22 protein-coding genes are annotated in these 22,504 nt (G+C 63.1%); 3 read left to right on the top strand and 19 right to left on the bottom strand.

What is annotated here, in order from left to right; all coding sequences use genetic code 11:
• Positions 1 to 7: 7 nt before the first annotated feature.
• From NKJ93_RS14445 to NKJ93_RS14415, 7 genes are all read right to left on the bottom strand, one after another.
• Positions 8 to 922 carry a sugar phosphate isomerase/epimerase family protein gene (locus NKJ93_RS14445; protein ID WP_352589791.1) on the bottom strand — a complete coding sequence of 305 codons (915 nt, stop codon included), beginning with the start codon at positions 920 to 922 and terminating at the stop codon, positions 8 to 10.
• Between the two features lie 26 nt (positions 923 to 948).
• A complete protein-coding gene (locus NKJ93_RS14440) occupies positions 949 to 2,052 on the bottom strand; it encodes a Gfo/Idh/MocA family protein (protein ID WP_352589788.1) in 1,104 nt (367 codons plus the stop codon).
• 35 nt (positions 2,053 to 2,087) lie between these two features.
• The gene (locus NKJ93_RS14435) at positions 2,088 to 3,161 is read right to left on the bottom strand and encodes an ABC transporter ATP-binding protein (protein ID WP_352481598.1); all 1,074 of its coding nucleotides are present in this window, start codon (positions 3,159 to 3,161) and stop codon (positions 2,088 to 2,090) included.
• Between the two features lies 1 nt (position 3,162).
• Positions 3,163 to 4,254 (bottom strand): ABC transporter ATP-binding protein, encoded by a 1,092-nt coding sequence (locus NKJ93_RS14430; protein WP_352481599.1) that lies wholly within the window; start codon positions 4,252 to 4,254, stop codon positions 3,163 to 3,165.
• Positions 4,251 to 5,210, bottom strand: coding sequence for a carbohydrate ABC transporter permease (locus NKJ93_RS14425; RefSeq protein ID WP_352481600.1), 960 nt, complete (start codon positions 5,208 to 5,210; stop codon positions 4,251 to 4,253). The genes NKJ93_RS14430 and NKJ93_RS14425 overlap by 4 nt, the downstream gene beginning before the upstream one ends.
• Positions 5,207 to 6,067, bottom strand: a complete 861-nt coding sequence (locus NKJ93_RS14420) for a carbohydrate ABC transporter permease (protein WP_023721285.1) — start codon at positions 6,065 to 6,067, stop codon at positions 5,207 to 5,209. Before NKJ93_RS14420 ends, NKJ93_RS14425 begins: the two co-directional genes overlap by 4 nt.
• A gap of 77 nt (positions 6,068 to 6,144) precedes the next feature.
• A complete protein-coding gene (locus NKJ93_RS14415) occupies positions 6,145 to 7,758 on the bottom strand; it encodes an extracellular solute-binding protein (RefSeq protein ID WP_352481602.1) in 1,614 nt (537 codons plus the stop codon).
• A gap of 339 nt (positions 7,759 to 8,097) precedes the next feature.
• Here NKJ93_RS14415 and NKJ93_RS14410 point away from each other — a divergent pair, with 339 nt between their 5' ends.
• Positions 8,098 to 9,129: a LacI family DNA-binding transcriptional regulator gene (locus NKJ93_RS14410; protein ID WP_023721287.1), complete on the top strand. Its 1,032-nt coding sequence runs from the start codon at positions 8,098 to 8,100 to the stop codon at positions 9,127 to 9,129.
• A gap of 63 nt (positions 9,130 to 9,192) precedes the next feature.
• Here the strand turns inward: NKJ93_RS14410 and NKJ93_RS14405 are convergent, their stop codons facing one another.
• Positions 9,193 to 9,462: a hypothetical protein gene (locus tag NKJ93_RS14405; protein ID WP_352589785.1), complete on the bottom strand. Its 270-nt coding sequence runs from the start codon at positions 9,460 to 9,462 to the stop codon at positions 9,193 to 9,195.
• Entirely contained in the window at positions 9,453 to 10,076 is a 624-nt protein-coding gene (locus NKJ93_RS14400) for a heme/hemin ABC transporter substrate-binding protein (protein ID WP_352589782.1), read from the bottom strand. The genes NKJ93_RS14405 and NKJ93_RS14400 overlap by 10 nt, the downstream gene beginning before the upstream one ends.
• A gap of 250 nt (positions 10,077 to 10,326) precedes the next feature.
• On the opposite strand from NKJ93_RS14400, the gene NKJ93_RS14395 reads away from it, so the two are divergent.
• Complete coding sequence (locus tag NKJ93_RS14395; RefSeq protein ID WP_352589779.1) at positions 10,327 to 12,459, top strand: TonB-dependent hemoglobin/transferrin/lactoferrin family receptor; 2,133 nt, start codon at positions 10,327 to 10,329, stop codon at positions 12,457 to 12,459.
• A 2-nt stretch (positions 12,460 to 12,461) separates the two neighbouring features.
• The gene (locus tag NKJ93_RS14390; RefSeq protein WP_352496041.1) at positions 12,462 to 13,544 is read left to right on the top strand and encodes an SIP domain-containing protein; all 1,083 of its coding nucleotides are present in this window, start codon (positions 12,462 to 12,464) and stop codon (positions 13,542 to 13,544) included.
• On the opposite strand, the gene NKJ93_RS14385 is transcribed toward NKJ93_RS14390, so the two are convergent.
• From NKJ93_RS14385 to NKJ93_RS14340, 10 genes are all read right to left on the bottom strand, one after another.
• Positions 13,541 to 13,963 (bottom strand): aconitase X swivel domain-containing protein, encoded by a 423-nt coding sequence (locus tag NKJ93_RS14385; RefSeq protein WP_023721289.1) that lies wholly within the window; start codon positions 13,961 to 13,963, stop codon positions 13,541 to 13,543. The genes NKJ93_RS14390 and NKJ93_RS14385 overlap by 4 nt on opposite strands.
• Positions 13,960 to 15,207, bottom strand: a complete 1,248-nt coding sequence (locus NKJ93_RS14380; protein WP_352496039.1) for an aconitase X — start codon at positions 15,205 to 15,207, stop codon at positions 13,960 to 13,962. The genes NKJ93_RS14385 and NKJ93_RS14380 overlap by 4 nt, the downstream gene beginning before the upstream one ends.
• An 80-nt stretch (positions 15,208 to 15,287) precedes the next feature.
• Positions 15,288 to 16,355, bottom strand: coding sequence for an ABC transporter ATP-binding protein (locus NKJ93_RS14375; protein WP_023721291.1), 1,068 nt, complete (start codon positions 16,353 to 16,355; stop codon positions 15,288 to 15,290).
• Positions 16,355 to 17,143 (bottom strand): ABC transporter permease, encoded by a 789-nt coding sequence (locus NKJ93_RS14370; RefSeq protein ID WP_031194613.1) that lies wholly within the window; start codon positions 17,141 to 17,143, stop codon positions 16,355 to 16,357. Before NKJ93_RS14370 ends, NKJ93_RS14375 begins: the two co-directional genes overlap by 1 nt.
• Entirely contained in the window at positions 17,143 to 18,012 is an 870-nt protein-coding gene (locus tag NKJ93_RS14365) for an ABC transporter permease (RefSeq protein ID WP_352481611.1), read from the bottom strand. Before NKJ93_RS14365 ends, NKJ93_RS14370 begins: the two co-directional genes overlap by 1 nt.
• A gap of 66 nt (positions 18,013 to 18,078) precedes the next feature.
• The gene (locus tag NKJ93_RS14360) at positions 18,079 to 19,140 is read right to left on the bottom strand and encodes an ABC transporter substrate-binding protein (protein ID WP_352481612.1); all 1,062 of its coding nucleotides are present in this window, start codon (positions 19,138 to 19,140) and stop codon (positions 18,079 to 18,081) included.
• A 53-nt stretch (positions 19,141 to 19,193) separates the two neighbouring features.
• Positions 19,194 to 20,168: a PfkB family carbohydrate kinase gene (locus tag NKJ93_RS14355; RefSeq protein ID WP_352589775.1), complete on the bottom strand. Its 975-nt coding sequence runs from the start codon at positions 20,166 to 20,168 to the stop codon at positions 19,194 to 19,196.
• Positions 20,165 to 21,205, bottom strand: a complete 1,041-nt coding sequence (locus NKJ93_RS14350; protein ID WP_023721296.1) for an ADP-ribosylglycohydrolase family protein — start codon at positions 21,203 to 21,205, stop codon at positions 20,165 to 20,167. The genes NKJ93_RS14355 and NKJ93_RS14350 overlap by 4 nt, the downstream gene beginning before the upstream one ends.
• A gap of 3 nt (positions 21,206 to 21,208) precedes the next feature.
• Complete coding sequence (locus NKJ93_RS14345; protein ID WP_023721297.1) at positions 21,209 to 21,934, bottom strand: GntR family transcriptional regulator; 726 nt, start codon at positions 21,932 to 21,934, stop codon at positions 21,209 to 21,211.
• Positions 21,935 to 22,101: 167 nt separating this feature from the next.
• The gene (locus NKJ93_RS14340) at positions 22,102 to 22,356 is read right to left on the bottom strand and encodes a hypothetical protein (protein WP_023721298.1); all 255 of its coding nucleotides are present in this window, start codon (positions 22,354 to 22,356) and stop codon (positions 22,102 to 22,104) included.
• Positions 22,357 to 22,504: the final 148 nt, after the last annotated feature.

The raw sequence follows: 22,504 nt of genomic DNA, 5'->3' as shown, positions 1-22,504 counted from the left end.
CGCGCCATCACAGTCCGTTGGCGCGGAATTTCCCATCGAGGAATTTCTTGGCGCGCGGCACGTCGTCTTCCGAAAGATGCTCGATGATGACCGGGATGTTCGGGTGCTTTTCGGCCAGCCGCTTGAGATAAAGGTCGTAGTTCAGCGAACCGAGGCCGGGCGCCGGCAGCTCGATCTCACCGACGCCGCGGAAAGTGTGGCTCTCCAGCGCGTCCTCGTCGCCAATGTCTGCGTGCTTCTCCGACTTGTCGCCGCCGGAACGCTTGACGTCCTTGGCGTGGGCGATCTTGATCTTGTCGGTCAGCGTGTCGAACACCTGGTTCAGGATCTGATCCATCCGGTCGATATTGTGGGTTTCGAAATAGTTGGTCGGGTCCATCAACAGGCCGAGGCCTGGGTGGTCGACCTGCGCGAACATCCTCACCGTCTCCTCGACCGAGCCGACGACATTGTTGACATAGGTTTCGAGCAGGAAGGCCGCGCCGTGGTCATAGGCCGTCTGGGCAAGGTCGGCGATGACCTTGCGGCATTCCTCGAACCCTTCCTCGGTCTTGTTCTTCGGGTGATGCACCCAGTCGGATTCGGTGTTGTAGGTACCCGTTTCCGAGATCACGTAAGGGGTGCCGAAATGGCGCGCGTTGCGGATGATCTCCTTCAAATAGCCGACGCGCCTCTCGCGCTCGCCCATATCCGGATGGATGATGTTGGTGTAGCCCGACACACAGCAGATCGGCAGATTGTGGTCGCGGAACGTATCGCGGACGGTCTTGGCCTTGTCCTTGGTGATCTGCCCGGACGACAGGTCGATATCCCTGAAATGCAGGTCGAGCTGCACGGTGTTGAAATCGAGCGCACGGATCTTCTGCGCGGTTTCCTTGAGGCCATACGGGAAATAACCCGTGAAAATACCTGCCTGCATCATGGTGTGAATTCCTCCCTGTAAGTGATTCAGTCAGTTGATATTTCGGAAAGGTTGACCGTCCGGCCTTTGTCGATCGAGCGGTAGCCGGCTTCGACCAGCGCCATGGTCTTGACATTGTCCGCGACGGACAGCGCTGGCGGCTCGCCCGTCTTAACCGCGTGCTGAAGCTGCTCCATGACGCCGATGAAAGCATGCGGGAACCACATCGTGTCCCAGCTGGGTGTCACCCATTGACCATCGGTGGTCTCGGTCGAGGCGTAGGTCAGCGTCGACGCAGCGCCCGTCGGCCAGCCGATGGTGCCTTTGGCGACACCCTTGGTGCCGTCGACGCGCCAGTTGATGTGCTGGTCGTCCTGGTAGCCCTCCTGGCGCGGACCGGACCAGACATCCTCCAGCGATACGGCGAACACGCCGGACGGGAACCGCAGCGTCGACACGATGATGCCGTCCGAATGATCAAAGCGGGTGCGCGGATCCTTGCGGGTCAGGGTGGTGATCTCCAGGGGATCGCCGAACAGGAAGCGCAGTACGTCGAGATGGTGGACGCTCATATTGGCGAGCGTCAGCCGGTCATAGTCCTCGAGGAAGGTCTGCCAGTGCGGGATCGCATGCATGTCGATCTGGGCGAAGACGATGTCGCCGAGCGCGCCGCTGTCGATGATCTGCTTCAAGACGCGCATCGACTGGTCGTAACGCATGTTCTGGTTGACCGAGAGGATCTTGCCGGCCTTGGCCGCCTCGTCGCGCAGTTTGACGGCTTCATCGAGCGACAGCGCCAGTGGCTTCTGCGCCAGGATCGCCTTGATATGTGCTTGGTTCAGCGCATGGCGGATCAGCGCCGGCTGCTGGTCCGGCGGAAAGGCAAGATCGATGATCTCGACGTTCTTGTCCTCGATGAGTTGTTCTGGCGTGTTATGGACGGTCGGGATATTCCAGCGCTTGGCGACCTTCTCGGCGCTGGGCTTGGTGCGCGAGGCGATCGCCACCACCGGAAAACCGGCTTCCTTGTAGGCGGCAAGGTGACATTCGGCCATGATCATACCGGCGCCGACGCAGCCGATCCTGTATTCCCTGGTGCGGACTTTAACGTCCGGCTCGAAGCCGTTGCCCGCTATTTCTTCGCTTGCCATATGTTCCTCCCGAAGCTCGTTTCTTGCAGCCGCCGTCATCTTGCCAGCGCTTCCCCGCTTTGCCCGAAATAATGCACCCTGCCCGGCTCGCAGGATATCGCCACCATCGCGTCCGGCCTGATGTCCGGCTGGCCGCGCAACAGCGCCCGCAGGCGCGCCTGCCCGGCGGCGAGCGTCACCACGGTGTAGCCGCCGAGCGGCTCGACCTCGAACACTCGCGCCGGGCGGCCCGCGCCCCCGTCCGAGATTCCATCCGACCAGGCCTTGACCTTGATGTCTTCCGGCCTGAGCCCGATCTCGACGGCATCGGCCGGCGCCGCCTTGTCCGCGATGCGGATCGTGCCTTCGGCCGCCTCCACGCCTTCCGCGCCGTGCACCGACTTCAATATGTTCATCATCGGCGAGCCGAGCAGCCGCGCCACATAGGTGCTGGCCGGCCGGTCATAGATCTCGGCCGGCGCGCCGATCTGCCTGATCTTGCCGCTCTCCAGTATGGCCATGCGGTCGGCGACCGACATCGCCTCTTCCTGGTCGTGCGTGACATAGATCAGCGTCTTGCCGAGCTCGCGCTGGATGCGCTTGAGCTCGACGCGCGTCTCCTCGCGCAGCCGGGCGTCGAGCGCCGAGATCGGATCGTCCATCAAATAGGCAGCCGGATCACGCACCAGCGCGCGGGCGATCGCGACGCGCTGCCGCTCACCGCCGGAAAGCTGCGCCGGCGGTTTGTGCAGGATATGTCTGATATGCAGCTTGGCCGCGACATCGGCGACGCGTTTTTCGATCTCGGCTTCTGCCACCTTCCGCTCGACCAAAGGAAAACGGATGTTGTCGCGCGCGCTCATATGCGGGAACAGCGCCAGATTCTGGAACACCATGGCGACATTGCGCTCCGCCGGCGACACCGTGTTGACCGGCTTGCCGCCAATCAGGATCTCGCCCGTGTCCGGGGTTTCCAGCCCGAGCACCAGACGGAGTATCGTCGACTTGCCCGACAGCGGCGGCCCGAAGAAGCAGAAGAACTCGTTGTCGTTGACCGCGAACGAGGCATCGTCGACAGCCAGCGTGCCGCCATAGCGTTTTGTCACATTACGGAAAACGATATCGGCCATCTCAACCTGCTCTCAACGCAAGGCCGGTAGCGGCGTCGAAGACGCGCACCGCCTCCGCCGCAGGCGCGACGACGGCTGTCTGCCCGATCGCCAGCCCGACATCATTGTCGAACACCGCCTTCACCGCGGTCTCTCCCTCGCCAAGATGGATGATGGTGCGCGCGCCGATCCGCTCGACGAAACTCACCGGCATGCAGAGGCCACGGCCGCTTTCGGCCAGCGTCACCTGCTCCGGTCGAAAGCCATAAAACACCTCGCCGCGCATCCGGCTGGCGGCATCGGCGATCTCGACCGGCAGCGGCGGCGTCGCCCCGAGTGGGCCAAGATCGACGACCAGGCCACGGTCACTTTCCGCCAACCAGCCCTTGAGCAGGTTCATGCCCGGCGCACCGATGAAGCGGGCGACGAAGACGTTGGCCGGGTTGTTGTAGACTTCCAGTGGCGTGCCGACCTGCTGCAGCACGCCGTGGTCCATCACCGCGATGCGGTCGGCCATGGTCATCGCTTCGAGCTGATCGTGGGTGACGTAGACCATGGTCTGCCGGAACTGCCGCTGCAGTTGCTTTAATTCGGTCCGCATCACCGCCCGGAAGGCGGCGTCGACATTGGACAGTGGCTCGTCGAGCAGGAAGATCGCCGGCTCCATGATCGCCGAACGGCCAATCGCCACCCGCTGCAATATGTTGACCGAAAGCCGGTCGGCCTTGCGGTCGAGCAGCGGCGTCAGCTGCAGCATCTCGGCAATGGCGCCGACGCGGCGGTCGATCTCGGCCTTTGGTGCGCCGCGCATTTTCGGGCCGTAGGCGAGGTTCTGCCGCACGCTCATATGAGTGAAGATCGCATAGTTCTGGAAGACGAAGCCGACGCCGCGCCGCCCCATCGGCACGCCGGCCATGTCGCGTTCGCCGAACAGGATCTTGCCGCTGGTCGGCTCTTCCATGCCGGCGATCATGTTCATCGTCGTCGACTTGCCGCAGCCGGACGGCCCGAGCAGCGCCATGAACTCGCCGTCGGCAATGGCCAGATCCATCGTCTGCAGCGCAGTGAAGTCGCCAAATTTCTTGACAAGGTTTTGCAGATGGATCGTGCTCATGCCGCCACCTCGCGTACCCGGGCCATGCGTTTCATGGCAAACACAGCGGCGATGGACAGCACGATCAATATGGCCAGCGCGATTGCCGCCACATAGCTCCAGATCAGGTCCTGCGTGGTGAGCTTGTAGATGTAAACGGAGATGGTTTCGGTAGCGACCCCGGGACCGCCGCCGGTCATGATGTAGAGGGTGTCGAATATTTTGAAGTTCTCGATCACCCGGATCGCCAGCGCAATGATGATGATCGTCTTCATCTTCGGCAGCACGATGGTGACGAAGCGCTGCCAGGGGTTGGCGCCGAGCAGCGTCGCCGCCTTGATCTGGTCCTCCGGCACGCCGACCAGGCCGGCAAGCAGGATCAGGAACATTAGCGGCGTCCACTGCCAGATGTCGGCGACCATCACCGCGATCAGCGCCAGCGTCGGATCCGAGAGCCAGGCGATGGTGACGGGAAAGCCTGACATCGCCGACAGGATGTCGTTGACCGGGCCGCCCGACTGAAACAGCATGAAGAACATGTAGCCGGCCACCGCCGGCACCACCATCATCGGCATCAAGAGGATCGAATAGAAGATCCGCTTGCCGGGAAACTCGTCGGCAAACAGCGTCGCCAGCGCGAGGCCGAGCAGGAACTCCGCCGGCACGCAGACGATCATGACGATGGCCGTGCGCTTCAGCGCGCTCCAGAAGCGCGCGTCCGCGGCAAGGTCGGTGTAATTGGCGAAACTGTTCCACATCGACCAGGCATTCCACCAGCCGGTGCCCGACAGCGGCGACCAGTCGGTCAGGCTGATGTAGAGCTGCATCAGCAGCGGGAAGACGGCGATGAACAGCACCAGGATCTGCGCCGGCAGGGTCAGCCGGAATCCGAGCCGCGCGCCCTCGTCCGGCAACACCGACGCCGCCTTGGAGGCTTGCATGTCGCCCTCCGAAATCGTGGCTGTCACCGAGCTCATTGCTTGAGCGCCCCGAAGGTCAGCCCGCGCACCAGATGACGCTGGATGGCGATGCCCATGATCACCGGCGGCACCGCGGCGATCAGGCCGAGAGCTGCCTTGGCGCCGTAGAGCTGTCCGGTCATCGAGGAGGACAGCGAGGCCATGTAGACCGGGACCGTGACCCATTCGCGCGTCGTCAGAAGCAGCGCAATCAGATAGTCCGACCAGTTGAGGATGAAGACGAACAGCGCGGCACTGGCCAGCGGCGCCCGCATCATCGGCAGCGTGATGCGGGTGAAGACGCGCCACCGCGAACAGCCCTCGACCAGTGCCGCCTCCTCGATCTCGCGCGGCATGTCGTCGAAGAAGGTCTTCATCAGCCAGAAGGCGAAAGGCAGCGTGACGATGCCGTAGATCAGCGACAGCCCCCACCAGCTGTCGGTGAAGTTGAGGAAGGCCCACATGATCATCACCGGGGTCATGACCGCCATCGGCGGAAACAGGCGAAGCTGGATCAGCGCCAGCGGCAGGTTCTGGCCCGAGTTGAAGCGCGACAGCCCGTAGGCCGCCGCTGTGCCCGCCGACATGGCGATCGCCGTGCCGAACGTGGCCGACAGCAGCGACGACAGGATCGGCTTCAAAGCTGTGCGGTCGAGCGCGACGATAAGATTGTTGGTCGATTCACCGAAGACGAAGCGGAAATTGCTGAGTGTCGGGTTCTTCGGCCACCAGGTCAGGTCGGCGCCGGTCGCCGACCATTCGGCGATCGGCTTGAACGCCATCGACATCATCCACAGGATCGGCACCAGCGTCACCGCCATTGCCGCAAAGATCGCGGCATAGCGGAATATCTCGAAAGGAACTGAACGCTTCATCTTGCGGCTTTGCTGGGTCCTTCGTTATCGAGGGGAAGAGCAATCACTCCTCCCCTCTTTGGTAAGATCCGGGAGGATCAGGCGATCGGATCGAGAACGGTGGGCCAGGCCTCCTTGTTGGTCTTGATGGCTTCGAGAAGCTTCTCCTCGCCGGTGCGGCGGGCAATCTTCTTCCACTCGGCCTCGGTGTCGGCCATCGCCTGCTCTGCTGTCTTGGCCTTGGTCAGCGCGGCGACGAGGTTCTCGTCCAGCGCATTGTGGAAGGCGGTGGCGCCGGGATAGTTGATGGTGGGCACGGTGCGGGCGACCGTCTCGCGCACCACGTCCATGTGGTAAGCATGATAGGTCTGGCGGACCAGCGGATCGGAGAAATCCGACAGCCGGAACGGATCGAAGTAACCGCCCGGGTTGGCGGTCATCCACGCATAGATGCGACTAGATCCCAGCCATTGCAGGAACAGGTAGCAGGCCTCCGGGTTCTTGGCCTGCGAAGACACCGACGCCGACAGATTGAGCCACAGCACCGAACGGCTGACCAGCTTGCCGTCGATCTCGCGGCCGGGCGGCAGCATCGAGCCGATCTTGCCGGTGACAGCTGAATCCTTGTTGCCGGCATTATCGAGGAATTTCGGCAGATTGGAGAAGGCGCAGGTCATGGCCGCACCGCCCTTTGCGAAATTGCCGTACTGCTCCGGCCAGCCCCAGGAGATCGCATCCGGCGAATGGTGCGCAAGCGACGCGATGTACTCGCTGGTCGCCGCAATACCTTGCTCCGAATTGATCAGCGGCTTGCCGGTATCGTCGAACAAGAACTGATTGGGCGAAGCCATTGAGACATAACGCTGATACCAATTGGTATAGCCCCAGCCCTGGTTGCGCAGATCGGTCGAGCCGAACAGGCCCTTGTCCGGGCGCTGGAAGAAGGCTGCGATCTCGTCATGCTGCTTCCAGGTCTTCGGCGCCGCCAGTTCATAGTCGTATTTGTCGGAGAAGGCCTTCTTCTCGGCTGCGTCGCCGAACAGATCGGTGCGGTAGACCCAGGTCTGGAAGTCGCCATCCAGCGACACGCCATAGGTCGAGCCGCGATACTGATTGAGCAGCGAGACGCCCTTGGCGCCATTGACATAGCCGCGCTCGGGATCGTCCCATTCCGGCTTGTACTGCGCGACGAAGTCGTCGAGCTTGAGGATGCCCCCGGTTTCGGCGAGGTCGCCAAGACGGTTCCATTCGACCGCGTAGATGTCATACGCCCCACCCTTGGTGGAGATGTCCTGCATCGTCTTGGTGAATTCCTGGCCATTCGGCACACCGACGATCTCGAGCGGAATACCGGTTTCCTTCTCCCAGAGATCCTTGATCGACGGCGCACCGGCCGGAAACGGCTGTGTCAATTGGCCGATCGAACCATCGGACAGGCCAAGCACGATCTTGGCCGGCGCCTTGCCGGCGCCCTTCATCGCCTTGGCCGCCTCAATGGCGCGGCCCTCGGGCGTGTCGGCGCCATATTGATAGCGCTCCGAGCCGTCGAAGCCCGTCGGGCCACCGATCATGCCGGGCGCCAGGGCATCGGCCGCATAGGCACGGCTTGGGCGAATGAATTTCGGTGCGATACCTGCGGCAGCAACAAGGACTGCCGCCTTTCCACCGGACGCCAGCAAACGGCGCCGCGACACGCGGATCAAATTCGACATTGGAACTCCTCCCTCAGGGCCTTGTTCCTCCACGGCCCCTATGATGGATATTGACGGCACTATACGAAGCCTGTCAACATCATAAATAATCAAGACACCTCATAACATCTCATGGGAGGGGACGATGCTTGAATTTGAGGGAGCCAGGCTGCCCACCTCCCCGCTTTGGTCCGTTTCGGCATTTTGGTGTAGCGCGGCAGCTTGCGTATCGGCCAAGGCTGGTTACATCATTTCCCATCAGAATCGCGGCTGGCGATGAAGCTGCCGCTTCGACAGCGGACCCATGAAATGCGTAATCTCGATGCGCCCTTGGCGCATTTTGGAATGAGGTGATCGACAGTGCGGTCCACCCTGACAGACATAGCCCGGGAAGCCGGCGTTTCCGCCGCTACGGTCGACCGTGTGCTCAACAACCGCGCCGGGGTCAGGGCGCGCACCCGCGAGGTCGTGCTCGAAACGGCGCAACGGCTTGGCTATATCGCTGAAAATTCGAATAATCCGAACTCGCGCAACGCGATACCTGGTGAGGTTATACGGCTCGATTTCGCCCTGCCCGCCGGCACCAATTCCTTCATCAAGATGCTGCACCGCCAGATCGAGGCGCAGGCGCAGTCGCGGCCGGACCTCGACGTCCGCGTCGCCACTATCGAAGGCTTCAATCCGGACCGGCTTGCCCGGCTGCTGCAGGAATTGCACGGACAGACGCAAGGCGTCGGTGTGATCGCACTCGACCATCCGACGGTGCGCGAGGCGATCCGCTCGCTTTCGGCCAGCGGGGTCAAGGTCGTTACCATCGCTTCCGACATCCTGCATGTGCCGCGGGTCGCCTATATCGGCATCGACAACCGCGCCGCCGGCCGGCTCGCCGGCTACCTGCTCAACCGCTTCATGGGCGCCGGACGTCCGGGCAAGGTCGCGCTGTTCGCCGGTTCGCTCTCCTACCGCGGCCACGAAGAGCGCGAGATGGGCTTCCGCCACATACTGACGGAAGAATCGCCCAATCTGCAGATCGTCGAGATGCGCGAAATGCTCGACGATCGGGAAAAGGCCTATTCGGAGGCTTCCGCCCTGCTGGATCGGCACCCGGACCTGGCCGCCATCTACAATGTCGGCGCCGGCAACACCGGCATCGCCCGCGCGCTACGGGAACGCGGGCGGGCACTGTCGACGGTCTTTCTCGGCCATGAGGTAACGGAAGGCACCAAGGAGCTTTTGCTCGACGGCACGCTCGACGCGGTCATCGACCAGAACCCGCGCGTCGAAGCCCGCGAAGCGCTCAACACCTTGACCCATGCGGTCAGGGGATTGCCTTACGAACTGCACCAGCCAAGACTGCAGGTGATCTTCAGGGAAAGCATCCCGGAGATCTGAACGGAAGCTTGGGGCAGATGGGGCGCGAGTACCCACTGAACATGACGTCATAAAGTTCATGACTTAGTCGGCGCCTGTTGTCTCCGAATACAGCGCCTGCGCCAGGTCGCGGACCGCATCGGCGGTGCGCGGGCCAAAGCCGACCATATAGGCGCCGTCCAATACGATCAGCGCCTTTGCCTTCGCCGCCGGCGTGGCGCTCAGCGCGCGCGTGGCGAACACCTGCTCGGCGGTGGGTCCGCCCTTGCCGTCGCTCATCATCAGGATGACGTCGGGCGCCATTTCGATCAGCTTCTCCTCCGACGCTGCCTTGTAACCCTGCATTACGGCCATCGATTGATGCCGCCGGCATAGCGGATGATCGCGTCGGCCGCAGTGCCCGCACCGGCAGCACTCAGCCGCACGAGGCCGTGGAAGAACACCACCTTCTTGCGTCGCTCGGCCGGCATTTTCGCGGCGAGGTCGGTAGCGGCCTGGAAGGCGTCGAGCACTTGCCTTGAAACCTTCCTGCCCTTGTCCTCGAGGTGGAGCGAGGCGGCAATCAACGTAATCTTGTGGTCGATGCCTTGAGGACTGTTGTCTTCCGGGACAAGGACAATCGGGATCGCCAGCGATTTGAGCACTTCGATCGCCTCCGGCGGCCCGCTGTCTTCGGCCGCCAGGATCAGGTCCGGGCGAAGCGCAACCAAGCCTTCGGCGGACAACTGGCGCCGGTAGCCGACATTGGGCTTTTGCGCGACGGAAGCGGGATATTTGCTGCCGCGATCGACGGCGATGATCCGCTCGCCGGCACCCAGCGCATCGACGATCTCGGTAACATCGGAACCGAGTGTCAGGATCCTGGTTCCCGGACCGGTCGCGACGGTGCGCCCCGATGCATCGACAACCGTCTCGGCGGCCAGCGCCTTGAAGCCGCAAGACGGCGCAAGAGCAGAAAGCGCCAGCATCAGCACCGCCACCATCCCGCCCAATTGAAACCAGCGCGTCTGCCTCCACCGTCTACCGCTGCAGACCCCGCCGTTTCGCTGCTCCATTTTAGATAATTCGGTCATGGTCGCGGCCTGTAAAATTAAGTTGACTATTATCATCATGTTTTAATAAGTAGCCCTGCCCGGCCCGCGTGTCGAGGCTTCTCCATCATGCCAGCCAGGGCCAACGGCCGCCGCCAGCAATCTTTGCTTTTCCGGGGCTGCACGCATGAAACTGACAAGCAACAAAACCTTGATGGCGTGCACCGCGCTCGCCTTCGCGCTCGGCCTGTGTGCCGCGCCGCCCGCCGCAGCACAGGAGCCGGAGAAGAAGGGCGCCGCCGCCAAGGCCGACCGGCCGGTCAAGCCGCCCCAGCAGGCCAGGACTGGGCAGAACGAGCCGACCGTGCTCGACCTGATCACCATCTCGGCGACGATGATCAAGACGGCGATCATCGAATCGATGGCCGCCATCAGCGCCGTCGATCAGGAAGAACTCGAACGCATCCAGCCAGACACCGCCGCCGACATGTTCCGCACCACGCCCGGCGTTGCCGCCTCGATGAACGGCGACGATCCGGCGACCGCCATCAACATTCGCGGCCTCGAACAATATGGCCGCGTGGTGGTGACGCTCGACGGCGCCCGCCAGGATTACTGGCGCGTCGGCCACGGCTCGGGCTCATTCTATGTCGAGCCGGAACTGATCAAGGAAGCGACCGTCATTCGCGGCCCGGTCTCGAATGCCTATGGTTCGGGCGGCATCGGCGGCGTCGTCTCCTTCGAAACCAGGGATGCCGGCGATTTCCTCAAGCAGGAGGAACGCTGGGCGCTGAGCGAAAAGCTGGGCTATGAGGGTAATGGCGACGGCTTCACCACCAGCACCACCGGTGCCTACCGTTTCAGCGACGACGCCGACATCATCGGCAACGTCATTTACCGCGACCGCGACAGCTACACCGATGGCAATGGCGACACCGTGCCATGGACCGGAGAGAGCATCACCAGCGGCTATGTGAAGGCGACCCTGCGGCCCGCCGACGGCCACGAGCTCAAGCTCGGCGCGATCCTTCAGCGCTACAGCGACCAGGTCACCGGATCGAGCGGCTCGACCTCGCCGACGCTGAGCCGCTACGACACCGACACGACCAACCAGACCTACACGGCTGGCTATACGTGGAGGCCGGACGACAACGAGCTGGTCGACCTCAGTGTCAACGCCTACCACAACCGCACGCGCGCCGAGCAGACGCAGGTCTGGCCGGCAACGGCGATCGGCAACTTCCGCTACTACGACGTCGCCACGAGCGGCTTCAACCTGAAGAACTCCTCACGCTTCGATGCCTGGGAGATCGCTCACACCCTCACCTACGGCCTCGATTACTACTATCTGAAGGCTTCGTCGGACGCCGCGCATTTCGGCGCCGGCGAACAGCAGGGCTATGGTGGCTTCCTGCAATGGCAGGGCGACTATGAGAACTGGCTGCAGCTCATCGCCGCCATGCGCTATGACGGCTATCAACTCGACGGTGAGACAAAGACCGTGCCGCCGGCGGAAGCCTCGATTTCCGGCGACCGCTGGTCGCCGCGCCTCACCGTCGGGTTAACGCCATTGGAAGGTTTCCAGCTTTACGGCACCTATTCGGAAGGCTACCGGGCGCCGGGCCTGCAGGACGTCTACCGCGGCGGCGGCGCGCATGGCGGCGGCGACAGCTACCAGCCCAACCTGCTTCTGCAGCCCGAAACGGCGAAGAACTGGGAAGCCGGGATCAATCTTAGATATGACGATGTGCTGGCCGCGGGTGACCTGTTTCGTGCCAAGGTCAACGTCTTCCACACCGCCGTCGAAGATTATATCGACGTCGACCTCACTGTGTTGCCGCGCACGGCGATCAACATCGGCGACGCACGGCTGAAGGGCATCGAGGCCGAGGCCGTCTACGACTATGGCTGGGGTTTCGTGAACCTCGCCGGCGCCCTGATCGACGCCAAGGTCGTCAGCGGCGTTTACTCCGGCCAGGCGCTGAACAACACGCCGCTCGACCGCTTCTCGGCGACCGTCGGTTTCCGCATGCTGGAGGACCAGTTCACCGTCGGTGCGCAATATCTCAGCGTCGGCAAGATCACCCGGACAAGCCGCACCAACCCCGACGCGCCGCCCGTGGTCGATGAAGGCTTCGACCTGGTCAACGTCTTTGCCAACTGGCGCATCAATGACCATGCCAAGCTCGATTTCGGCGTCGATAACGTCTTCAACACCGCCTACACCGACCCGCAAAGCGCCTGGTCGACGACGGCGGCAACGGAACAGGGCAAGGGCCGCACCTTCAAGGTGGCGCTCACAGGCAGGATCGGAGGTTGAGAATGAGGCAAGCATCAGCGAGCGGACTGGCCTGCGAAGCGCGCTTGAACCTGCGCAACCTGCCGCATTACATCGACCGCATCAGCGACAGGCTGCAAAGCTTCGATGCCGATGCCTCGCGCGAGGGGCAGCGGCTCGACTTCCGCTTCGCCTTCGGCGACGCGTCCCTTGACATGGAGCGGCTGGTGATGCGGGCCAACGCCGCCGACCGCGATGGGCTGGCCCGCATCAAGGACCTGCTGGCTACCGCTGTCGAAGTCTATGCCAAGGAAGAAAAACCCGAGATCGTCTGGACCGGCGATCTCGCCGAAGAAACCCGCCTTGCGCAGTTCCGTGAGATGGTCGTCACCCAGGTCGGCGACCTGACCCCGCATATGCGCCGCATCCGCTTCGCCGGCGAGGATTTGACGCGCTTCGCAAAATTCGGCGGCATGCATATCCGCATGCTGTTCCCGACCAGGGATGTCCCCGATCCGCTCTGGCCCGTGCTTGGCAGCAATGGCTTGCCGGCCTGGCCCTCGGACGACAGGCGCCCGGTAGCGCGCGTCTATACCATTCGAGCCCTCGACGTCGAAAACGGCATCATCGACGTCGACTTCCTCATCCATCCCGGCGACAGCGTCGGCGCCTGCTGGGCCATGCAGGCGGCGCCTGGCATGAAGATCGGCATCATGGGGCCGGTCGGCCGTCCGGTACGACCGGCATCATGGTATCTCATGGGCGCCGACGAAACCGGCCTGCCGGCGCTGGCCCGCATGCTGGAGACGCTGCCCGCCGAGACCAAAGGCGTGGCCTTCATAGAGATCGCCGACGACGGCGAACGGCAGGCCATCGACAACAAGACCGGTATCGAGCTGCATTGGCTGCCGAGAAATAGCGTGCCGGCCGGGCTCGACGACAGGCTGGCGCGCGCCATCCGGTCGGTCGCATGGCCGACCGGTTCGGCATTCGGCTGGTTCGCGGCCGAAGCAGCCGCCGCCAGGACCGTGCGCGAACACTGGCGTGGCACGCTGACGCTCGGCCGCAACGAAACATTGGCGGCAGCCTACTGGCGGCGGGGCGCGGCGGGACTGATGGCCGGCTAGATCTTGCTCACCATCGCTTGGGCATCTTCGCCCAGATCGATTGCGATCCGGTCGCCGGAGACAATGCCTGATATCTCGCAGACGACCAGCGGCATGCTGATTTCATAGAGGAATTCGGCAACGATGGCGCCGACGGCAAGGATCGGGTCCGGCCGCTCCAGGATAATGCCGGCCGGCGCCGTGCCCCTGCGGATCGCTTCGGCCAGAACCGAAGACGAGGACGACGACCCCCGCCCGCTCGGCATCACCAGGATCTTGCCGGCGATGTTGCCGCCGAGGTTCGGGTGCGAATGGTCGATGATGTCGCCCGTTTCGACGTCGATTCCGCCCCAGAAGCTGAGCGCCTGCGAAAGCACCAGCGCCGGGCCTTGTGCCGAGCCGGCAAGGTGGAATGTACCTGTTCTGTCCGGCCCCCTCATGGCGCGCCTCGCACGACGCGGCCGGCAGCAGCCGAGCGGACGCAGTCCTCCATGTCACCGAAGGCCACCGAGACACCGATATTGCCAGGTGCGTAATGCGCCCATTTGCCCGAATTGGTCATCACCACACCGTCGAGCCGCTCGATGATCGTGGTGACGTAAGTGCAGGTGTCGGCGACCGGAACGAGGCCGAATGCTCCCATGCCGGCCAGTGCGCCTTCGTCCTGCAGCCGCGCCAGGGTGGCACGCCCTGTGTTGACATAGATCGGAACGCCTCTACCCGGCGCGACCTCGCGCAGCAACGGCAACAGGCGCATCCATTCCTCGTAGGAGAAATGCGGCGTGCCTAACGAGACGGCGGCAAGCAGCACACCGTCGGGGACGCTCGATAGCCTGGCCAGAGCATGGTCGATGTCGGCGCAGCTGATACGGATTTTTTGCTCCGGCACCAGGCCGTGCAACGCCTCATCGCGGGTCTTCGCCTCCGGTGTGATGCCGACGGCATGAAATAGCGCCACCGCGCCCGTCGTTGCCGCCGCCGCCCCCAGCGCCTTCAGTTGGTCCTCGTCGCGCGGCGGCGGCAGGCCCGATATCACCGGAATGCGGTCGCCACTCCTTTGCCCGACGATCAGCCCGACGCCGACAAACAGGGCGTCGGTAGGCTCGAGGCCGCCAGTCAGCTCGAACAGTACCTGGCCACGCCGGTTTTCGATCAGGTGCAACCCCCAGGCTGGCGCGCGCCCGGTGATTGCGCAGCACAAATCGATAAAATCGCCATAGCGGTTGGTCCGCGCACCGATCACCGAATTGGCAAAGACGATGGCGTTGGATTCACCCCAGGCAATCTGCTCGCCAAACCCTGGCCGAAACCGCGTCTGATAGGGCGCGCAGGTGAAAGTCGCCTGGCAGCCGAGTTCCAGATGCGCCTTCATCAGACGGCGCGCCGGCACTTCTTCCGCGGCTGTCATCTTCACCAGTCCAGGATGGATCAGATCGAACGAGCCGACATTCAGCGTCGTTGGCACTCGAACGCGGCCGCCGCCCTCGATCAGCCTTTCGACGAAATCGAGGCTGGCCTGGCCGTGATAGAGGCAGCCGTCGATATGGGCACCGGCAATGTCCAGCAATTTGCGCGCGTCGACCGCCTTCGCGAAGGCGACCAGGATCTTCATGGCGGCAGCCGCTGCCGAGCCTTGCTCGCCATGCAGCATCGACTGGTCGCCCGCATTCAATTCAAGGGGCATCGAGCATTCCGCTTCGGAGTTTGCCCGACCATGCTTTCCCCGATTGCCGACCGCCTGGCAAGACTGAAGGATTGGATCTGCTAGCTCGCGTCGATCAGCACCGTACTCTCGGACGACCAGCGCAGCACCACCTGTTGTCCTTCCGCCAGCTTTTCGATGCCGGTGTTCTGCACGATGACCTTGATTGTCTGGCCATCGCGATCGACAAAATATGTGCTGTTGTTGCCGGCGAAGATACGCTTGGAGACCCGCCCCGTGAGTATGTTGGCATGGGCTCGGTCCGGAACGCCGGCATTGGTGGCGATGCGGATTCGTTCGGGCCGCACGGCGCAGCTCGCCTTCATGCCGGCGACAAGCGTAACCCCCGCGCTTGCGGCAATCCCCGTTCCGTCAGGCAGCCGGATGCCCGTACCAGTGGCGTTGCCGCGAAGGATGTTCGCGTCGCCCAGGAAGGTGGCGGCAAACTCACTCTTCGGCCGATCGTAGATCTCCTCGGGCGGGCCTTCCTGCACCAGCTTGCCATCGCGCAGAATGCCGATGCGGTCGCTCATCGTCAGCGCTTCTTCCTGGTCGTGGGTGACGAAGATCGTGGTGATGCCGATCTCGCGCTGAATACGCTTCAATTCGATTTGCATGTCCACGCGCAGCGCCTTGTCGAGCGCGCCGAGCGGCTCGTCGAGGAGAAGCACGCGCGGCGTGGTGACGATCGCGCGAGCGAGCGCCACCCGTTGGCGCTGGCCGCCGGAGAGCTGGTGCGGCCGGCGACCACCGAGCGTGCCGAGTTGCACGAGGTCGAGTGCGCGCTGCACCTCGCTGGCAATCACCGCCTTGGGCTCGCCGCGCACCGACAGTCCGAAGGCGACATTGTCGGAGACGCTCATATTGGGAAAGAGCGCGTAGTTCTGGAACACCATGCCGATGCGCCGCTTCTCCACCGGCACCCGCTCAACACTTTCGCCGCCTATGGAGATGCGACCAGAGTCGGGAAAGTCGAAGCCTGCGATCTGGCGCAGCAGCGTGGTCTTGCCGCTGCCGGAGGGACCGAGCAGGGCGTAGAAGCCGCCGTCGGCGAAATCGATCGAGACATCGTCCAGCGCCTTGTGCGCGCCAAAACTGCGCGACACATTCGATACCTGCACGCCCGCCATTATTTCTCTCCGCCGAATTTGAAGAAGCGCGCCGTCAGCAGCATCAGCGCCATCGACACAACAATGATGATCGTCGAGACAGCATTGATCTCGGGCGTGAAACCCTTGCGGATCGCCGCGTAGATTTCGACCGGCAGCGTCGTTTGGCCGGGCGTCGACAGAAAGTAGGAGACGACGAACTGGTCGAAGGACACGGCGAAGGCGAACAGCCCGCCGGCAATGACGCCCGGCATGATCCAGGGCAGCGTGACGCGGTTCGTCACCTGCCATTGATTGGCGCCGAGCGAGCGCGCCGCCTCTTCGAGCTCTGGCGCAAATGTCTGCAGCCGGGCCGAGACGACGACGATGACATAGGGCAGCGCCAACGCCACGTGGCCGAGCAGGATGGCATGCAGCCCGCGGCCGATGCCAACGCCGAAAAAGAAAATCAGCATCGCCGTGCCAGTGATCAGCCACGGTATGGCGATCGGCGGAAACAGCAGCGCCTGCAGGAATTTCTTACCGCGGAAGTCGTAGCGATAGAGCCCTAGCGACGCCGCGGTGCCGAGCGCGGTGCAGATGATGGTAGTGATGACGGCGATCTCGACGCTGTTTCGCGTGGCCGCGATCAGCTGATTGTTCTGCCAGAGCGAGGCATACCATTCCGTCGTCCACTCGAACGGCAGTTGGTAAAAGGGCGAGACGTTGAATGACATCAGCGCCATGATGATGATGGGCAGGTACAGGAAGGCGAGCAGCATCAGAATGTAGACCCGGCCGAGCCATTCCAGGATTCGGGTCGTCGCCACTAAGCGGCCCTCCGCAGCACCGGCGAAGTAACCGCCAGGATGACCAGCACCACAGCCAGCAGGATGAAGGACAGTGCGGCACCCAGCGGCCAGTTGAACACGGCAACGAACTGGTCCTCGATGACAGTGCCGTAGAAGGTGCCGGTGCGGCCGCCGAGGATGCGCGGTTCCATGAACGAGCCAACGACCGGCACGAAGATGAGTACTGCGCCCGCCACTAGCCCCGGCATCGACAGCGGAATGATGACCCGCTTCAGCACCTGCAGCCGCGAGGCGCCGAGCGAGCGCCCAGCCTCGATCAGCGAGTCATCGATGGCCTGCAGGGTCAGATAGCAGGTCAGCACCATGTAAGGCACGTAGGAGTGCACCAGCCCGATGATGACGGCCGGATAGGAATACATGAGATCAATGTTGATCTTGAACGGCAGCACGGCGTTGAGCGCTGTGTCGAGAATGCCCCCTTCACGCAGCACCATCGCCCACGAGAAGATGCGCACCAGCCCGTTCGACCAGAACGGCAGGATGACGAGCAGGAAAATCGCCTCGCGGCTGCGGCCTTTCAGCACCTTGGCCAGCACGTAAGCGGCGGGATAACCGATGACGATGCACCACAGCGTCACCTCGAGGCCGAGGCGCAGCGAGGCCACCAGCAATGTCAGGTAAAGGCTTTGTGAAAAGAAGGCGGCATAGTTTTCGAGCGTGAATGCCCACGGCTTTCCCGATAGCGGCAGATCGGTCATGAAGGAGAAGAAGACCATGGCCGAGAGCGGCAGGAAAATTGCAACCGTCAGCCAGAGATAGGCAGGCGCCAACAGCGGCAAGGCCGATCTCAGCCCGCTGCGCGACGCGGCTGCGATCTGTACTGCCATGACATCTCCTCCCAGGATAGGAAGGATCAGCCGACATTGATGGTCGGCTGATCGCGGCTTCTGCTGTTACTTCACGTCGACCTTGAGCTGCTGCCAGAGCGCCAGATAGGTCTCGCGCTGCGCGTCAGTAATCGGCGCCTGGAACTGGATGCGCTTGGCGACTGCCGGGTCGCCCATCACCTTGCGGTTGAAGGAACCCTCTGGCAGCGCTTCGACCGCCTTGGTGTTGGCCGACACCGGCGCGCCGACCTTGGTAACCCATTCGACATAGAACTTTGGGTCGATCATGTAGTTGATGAAGGCTTGCGCCCCGGCGACGTTCTTGGAACCGACCGGAATGGAAAAGGCGTCAAGCCAGGCGACGGCACCCTCCTGGGGAATGACCAGCGAGACCGGCAGCTTGAAATGCGTCTTGGCGCGGTCGGCCGAGCCGCTCCAATAGGTGCCGATGTCGATCTGGTTGGAGGCAACCATCTGGTTCCAGTCGTTCTCCGAGCTCCAGAACGTCTTGATCTGCGGCATCAGCGAGGTCAGCTTCGCCTTGACCGCCTCCATGTCCTTGACGTCGTTGATGTTCTGGCCGGTAGCGATGGCGCCGAACTGCACGGCCTCGACGGCATCGTCACGGATGGTAACGCGGCCCTTGTGGGCGGGATCCCACATTTCGGCGATGCTGGTCGGCGGCTTGTCGAATGACTTGTCGTTGATGGCGAGCGCCGTCAGCCCCCAAACCCACGGCACCCCATAGACCTTGCCGTCATGGACAAGCATCGATGATCCGGCCTTGTCCTTGCTGATGTCGGCATAGTTCGCCAGCTTGGACGTGTCGATCGGCTGAATGAGCTTTTCCGCCATCGCCTGATCGTTGAAGGCGGCATTGATCATGACGACATCGTAAAGGCCGGGATTGGTCCTGAGCTTGGTCAGCATTTCCTGTTCGGAATTGAAAAAGTCGTTGACGACCTTGTTGCCGGTTGCCTTTTCGAAGGCGGCTATGGCCCAGGGCTCGTCGGCGCCATAGCCCTTCCAGTTGAGTACGTGCACCTCGTCGGCCCTGGCGGCCAGCGTAAGCGCCGAAGCGAAGACAGCGGTTGCCGTCAGAAAAGCAGTCAGTTTGGGCATGCGCATGTTCGTTCCTCTCATTGTTGCCCGGTTGGCGGGCTTGTTATCCCATTAGGCTGTCAGAAATGGGCCTCTTGTTTCCGGCCATGCACGGTCGTCGGTCGATCGTCATGGCTGAGGAATCGCTGGATCTCCTGGTCGTTCGGCGCCATCGACCCGCCATGGCGGGTGACCGAGAGCGCCGCCGCCGCATTGGCGTAACGCGCCGCTTCGAACGGCGACACGCCGTGCGAGAGCGCGCTGACGAAGGCGCCGATATGAGTGTCGCCGGCGCCGTTGGTGTCTACCGCCGCGACCTTGAACCCGGGCACATCTTGGGCGGTGCCGTCGGCCAGCCGCACGAAGCAGCCTTTTGCGCCAGCGCGGACGACCACGCCTGCCGCGTTGGGGCAGTGGCTGGCCAGCAGCCGGGCAGCAATAGCCTCGACATCGCCGGTGCCGGCGATCTCAGCCGCTTCGGCGGCGTTGCAGCTCAGCCAGCTCGTGCGCGCCAGCACCCGGTCGAGAATGGTGCGCGGAATGTCTGAAATGATCGGCGTCGGATCGAAGACCAAAGGAATTTCCGCCGGCAGCACCTCGATCCAGTCGACAAGCGCCTCTCGGCTTCCCGGATAGCTAACCGTATAGCCGGAGGTGAACACCCAGTCGCCCGGTGCGACCGAAATGAGCGCCATCATGTCAAGGCTGAGCAAACTCTCTGCACCAGGCCACGAGACAAAGGTGCGCTCGGCATCGCTCGAGATTATGGCGACGCAATTGCCACTGTCCAGAACCGGCGATGCCCGCGTCAGTGTCTCGATCCCCTCCGTGGCTAAGGCCGCGCGCAGGAAGTCGCCATTGGGTCCGCTGCCGAGCTGGCCGCCGAACACCACCTTCATGCCGGTGCGGCTGGCCGCGACCATCATGTTGAAGCCGCCGCCGGCGACTTGTGCAAAGCTCGATGCGGTCTTCTCCGTGCCCGGTGCCGGCAAGGCATCGATGCGGTAGACATAGTCGACTACCGCGCTGCCGATGTGGACGAGACGCCCGCTCATGCTGCCGCATCCTTGCCGGACCTGCTCTTCGCCGTCCGCAGGGCGACCAAGTCGGCGGCGAGCGCGCGCACCCGCCCAATGTCTAGGCCTTTGATCCGGGCGATGTGTTTTTGTGGCAATCGGGAAAAGCCGGTGCAGGCACCGGCCATGCCGGCCGCGATGGCGCCGATCGTGTCGGTGTCGCCACCGAGATTGGCGCTGATGACTGCCGCTTGCCAGGGATCGCCGCCGGCGACTTCCAGCACCGCGAATGCAGCCGGAACGGACTCCTGACTGGCGACGCCGGTGCCGACCAAATCGGTGATCAGCCGGATCGCGTCGCTCGTCTCCTTGCCGCGTACGAGCTTCTGCGCCCACCCAATGCGCGCGGCGATGTCACCGCCGGTCACCCAATAGCCGAGCGTTGCCCCGTGCCTCGCCCCGGCGATGGCTCTGTCGGAAGCGGCGCGCCAGTCACCGCCAGCGATGCCGCGACTGATGGCGGCAGCGACCGCTGCGGCCGAAGCGATTGCGATTGACGTGTTGTGCGTCGCCCTGCAAGTTTCGGCCACTTTGCCGACCAGTGCGTCAAGCGGCTCTGGCGGCATCATGATGCCGACTGGCGCGATGCGCATGGCTGCACCATTTGTGTCGCCGCTGCGTCCCGCTTCCTCGGCTGGCATACCGTTATTGATGGCGTCGATGGCGCGTTTGGTTGATGGTCCCAGCAGATCGTAGCTGCCGCGCGCCTTGACATCGCGTTCCCAGTCGAGCAGCGCGTTGACCCACCGCGCATGGTCGAACCGGTTACCGGATTCGACCAGGATACGGCCAAGCAGAAGCGCCTGTTCTGTGTCGTCGGTGATCGTCCCGGCCGGGAGTCCCTTCGACACCGGATGGTCGGCGAAAGGAGCAATGAAGTCCTCGACATGACCGTAGAGTTCGGCAATCCGCGCCGGCGACAAAAGCTGCGTCGGCATTCCCAGCGCATCTCCCAGTGCCCCGCCCACAAGCGCTCCCATGGCCCGATCGGTTATGTTCCCGGTGTCGTCCGGCATCACTCAGAACCTCATATGCAGCGCAAAATGCGCCGGGTTGAGCAGGCTGGTCACATATTCGATCGGCCGGTCATCGGCGGCGCGGGTCAAGCGGCAACCGCGCAGGAACGGCGTGCCTTGCGGGCAGCCGAGGATTGCGGCGTCCTCTGGGTTGAGCATTTCGATGCCGACCCATTCCTCGCCATGGTCTGGAATGAGACCGGCGCCGCGGAGCGTCTGGTGGAGCGAGCCTTCGCGCAGACCGCGTAACGGCACGTCCTCCAGTTCGGGTGACAATGGCAGGCGGCTGCGCTCAATGGAGATAGCGTGGCCGTCGCTGGCATTGGTGCGCACCCGATCGACAGCGATGAAAAACGGGTTTTCTATACCAAGCAGTGCGGCAAGATCAGGGTCCTCGATCACCTCGAGCCGCAGCGTCCGCGTCTCGGCATTTGCGCCGGCGTTGGCGAGCGCCCGCGACCAACCGATTGAGTCATCGACGGGCTTGCCATCGAAGGTGACGAAAGAGCCGATGCCGACCTTGGTGGTGATCAGCCCGCGGCTGGACAGTTCCTCGAGGCCCTTGCGAACGGTGTTGCGGCTGACGGAGAAACGCTGGACGAGCTCGTTCTCGCTTTGCAACCGGTCGCCGAAGCCCAGAACACCGGAGCGGATTTCATGTTCGAGAACCGTGGCGATCTGTTCGGGCTTGCCCGTACCGGGAGACGATGGGACCACGCGGCGGACCATAGGCATACCTGTTCATTGCACCTGTATAGTCCTGTGCAATGTATCTGCAACGCCAGCTCTGTCAACCGACGGCGGAGGGGCCACACAGATAAACCAAGCTGCTTGATGATACCCAGTGGCCGTGAAGGCCATGCGAGGTGCGGCGGGCGAACGGGGTCGCTGGAGATTCACTGTTCGCTGCTGGAAGACCCCTCGGCTGCCCCGTCACCATCGGCAGAATGCGGCAGAATGCCGAAGTCGCGCGACTTGGTCCCGTGCGCCGCCGTCAGGAAACCATCGGCTGTGAGGCCTCGCCTCAAAAGTTCGCGTACCGCGGCCGACCGGCTCGGCATGCGCTTGTCGAAGCGCCAGTTCTCCAACGCCGCCAGTTCATCGACGGTCAGCATGATCTGCAATCGTTCCGGGCGTTCCAGTTCGGACATCTCGGCCTCCAGCCATACCAGGCTATAACTAGCTGAGTTAGTATGTTCCTAATTCTTTGTAGAGTTAGGTATGTTGGCAGAGGACGTCAAGGCCTCCAGATGCGTGATCCGTGCAGAAATCCAATGAAGCGGATCAAGCATCAACTGC

This window comes from Mesorhizobium sp. M0028 (genome assembly GCF_040323855.1).
Lineage (GTDB): Bacteria > Pseudomonadota > Alphaproteobacteria > Rhizobiales > Rhizobiaceae > Mesorhizobium.
Note: the sequence above shows the minus strand (reverse complement) of the source record. Positions and strands in the feature narration are given on the sequence as shown.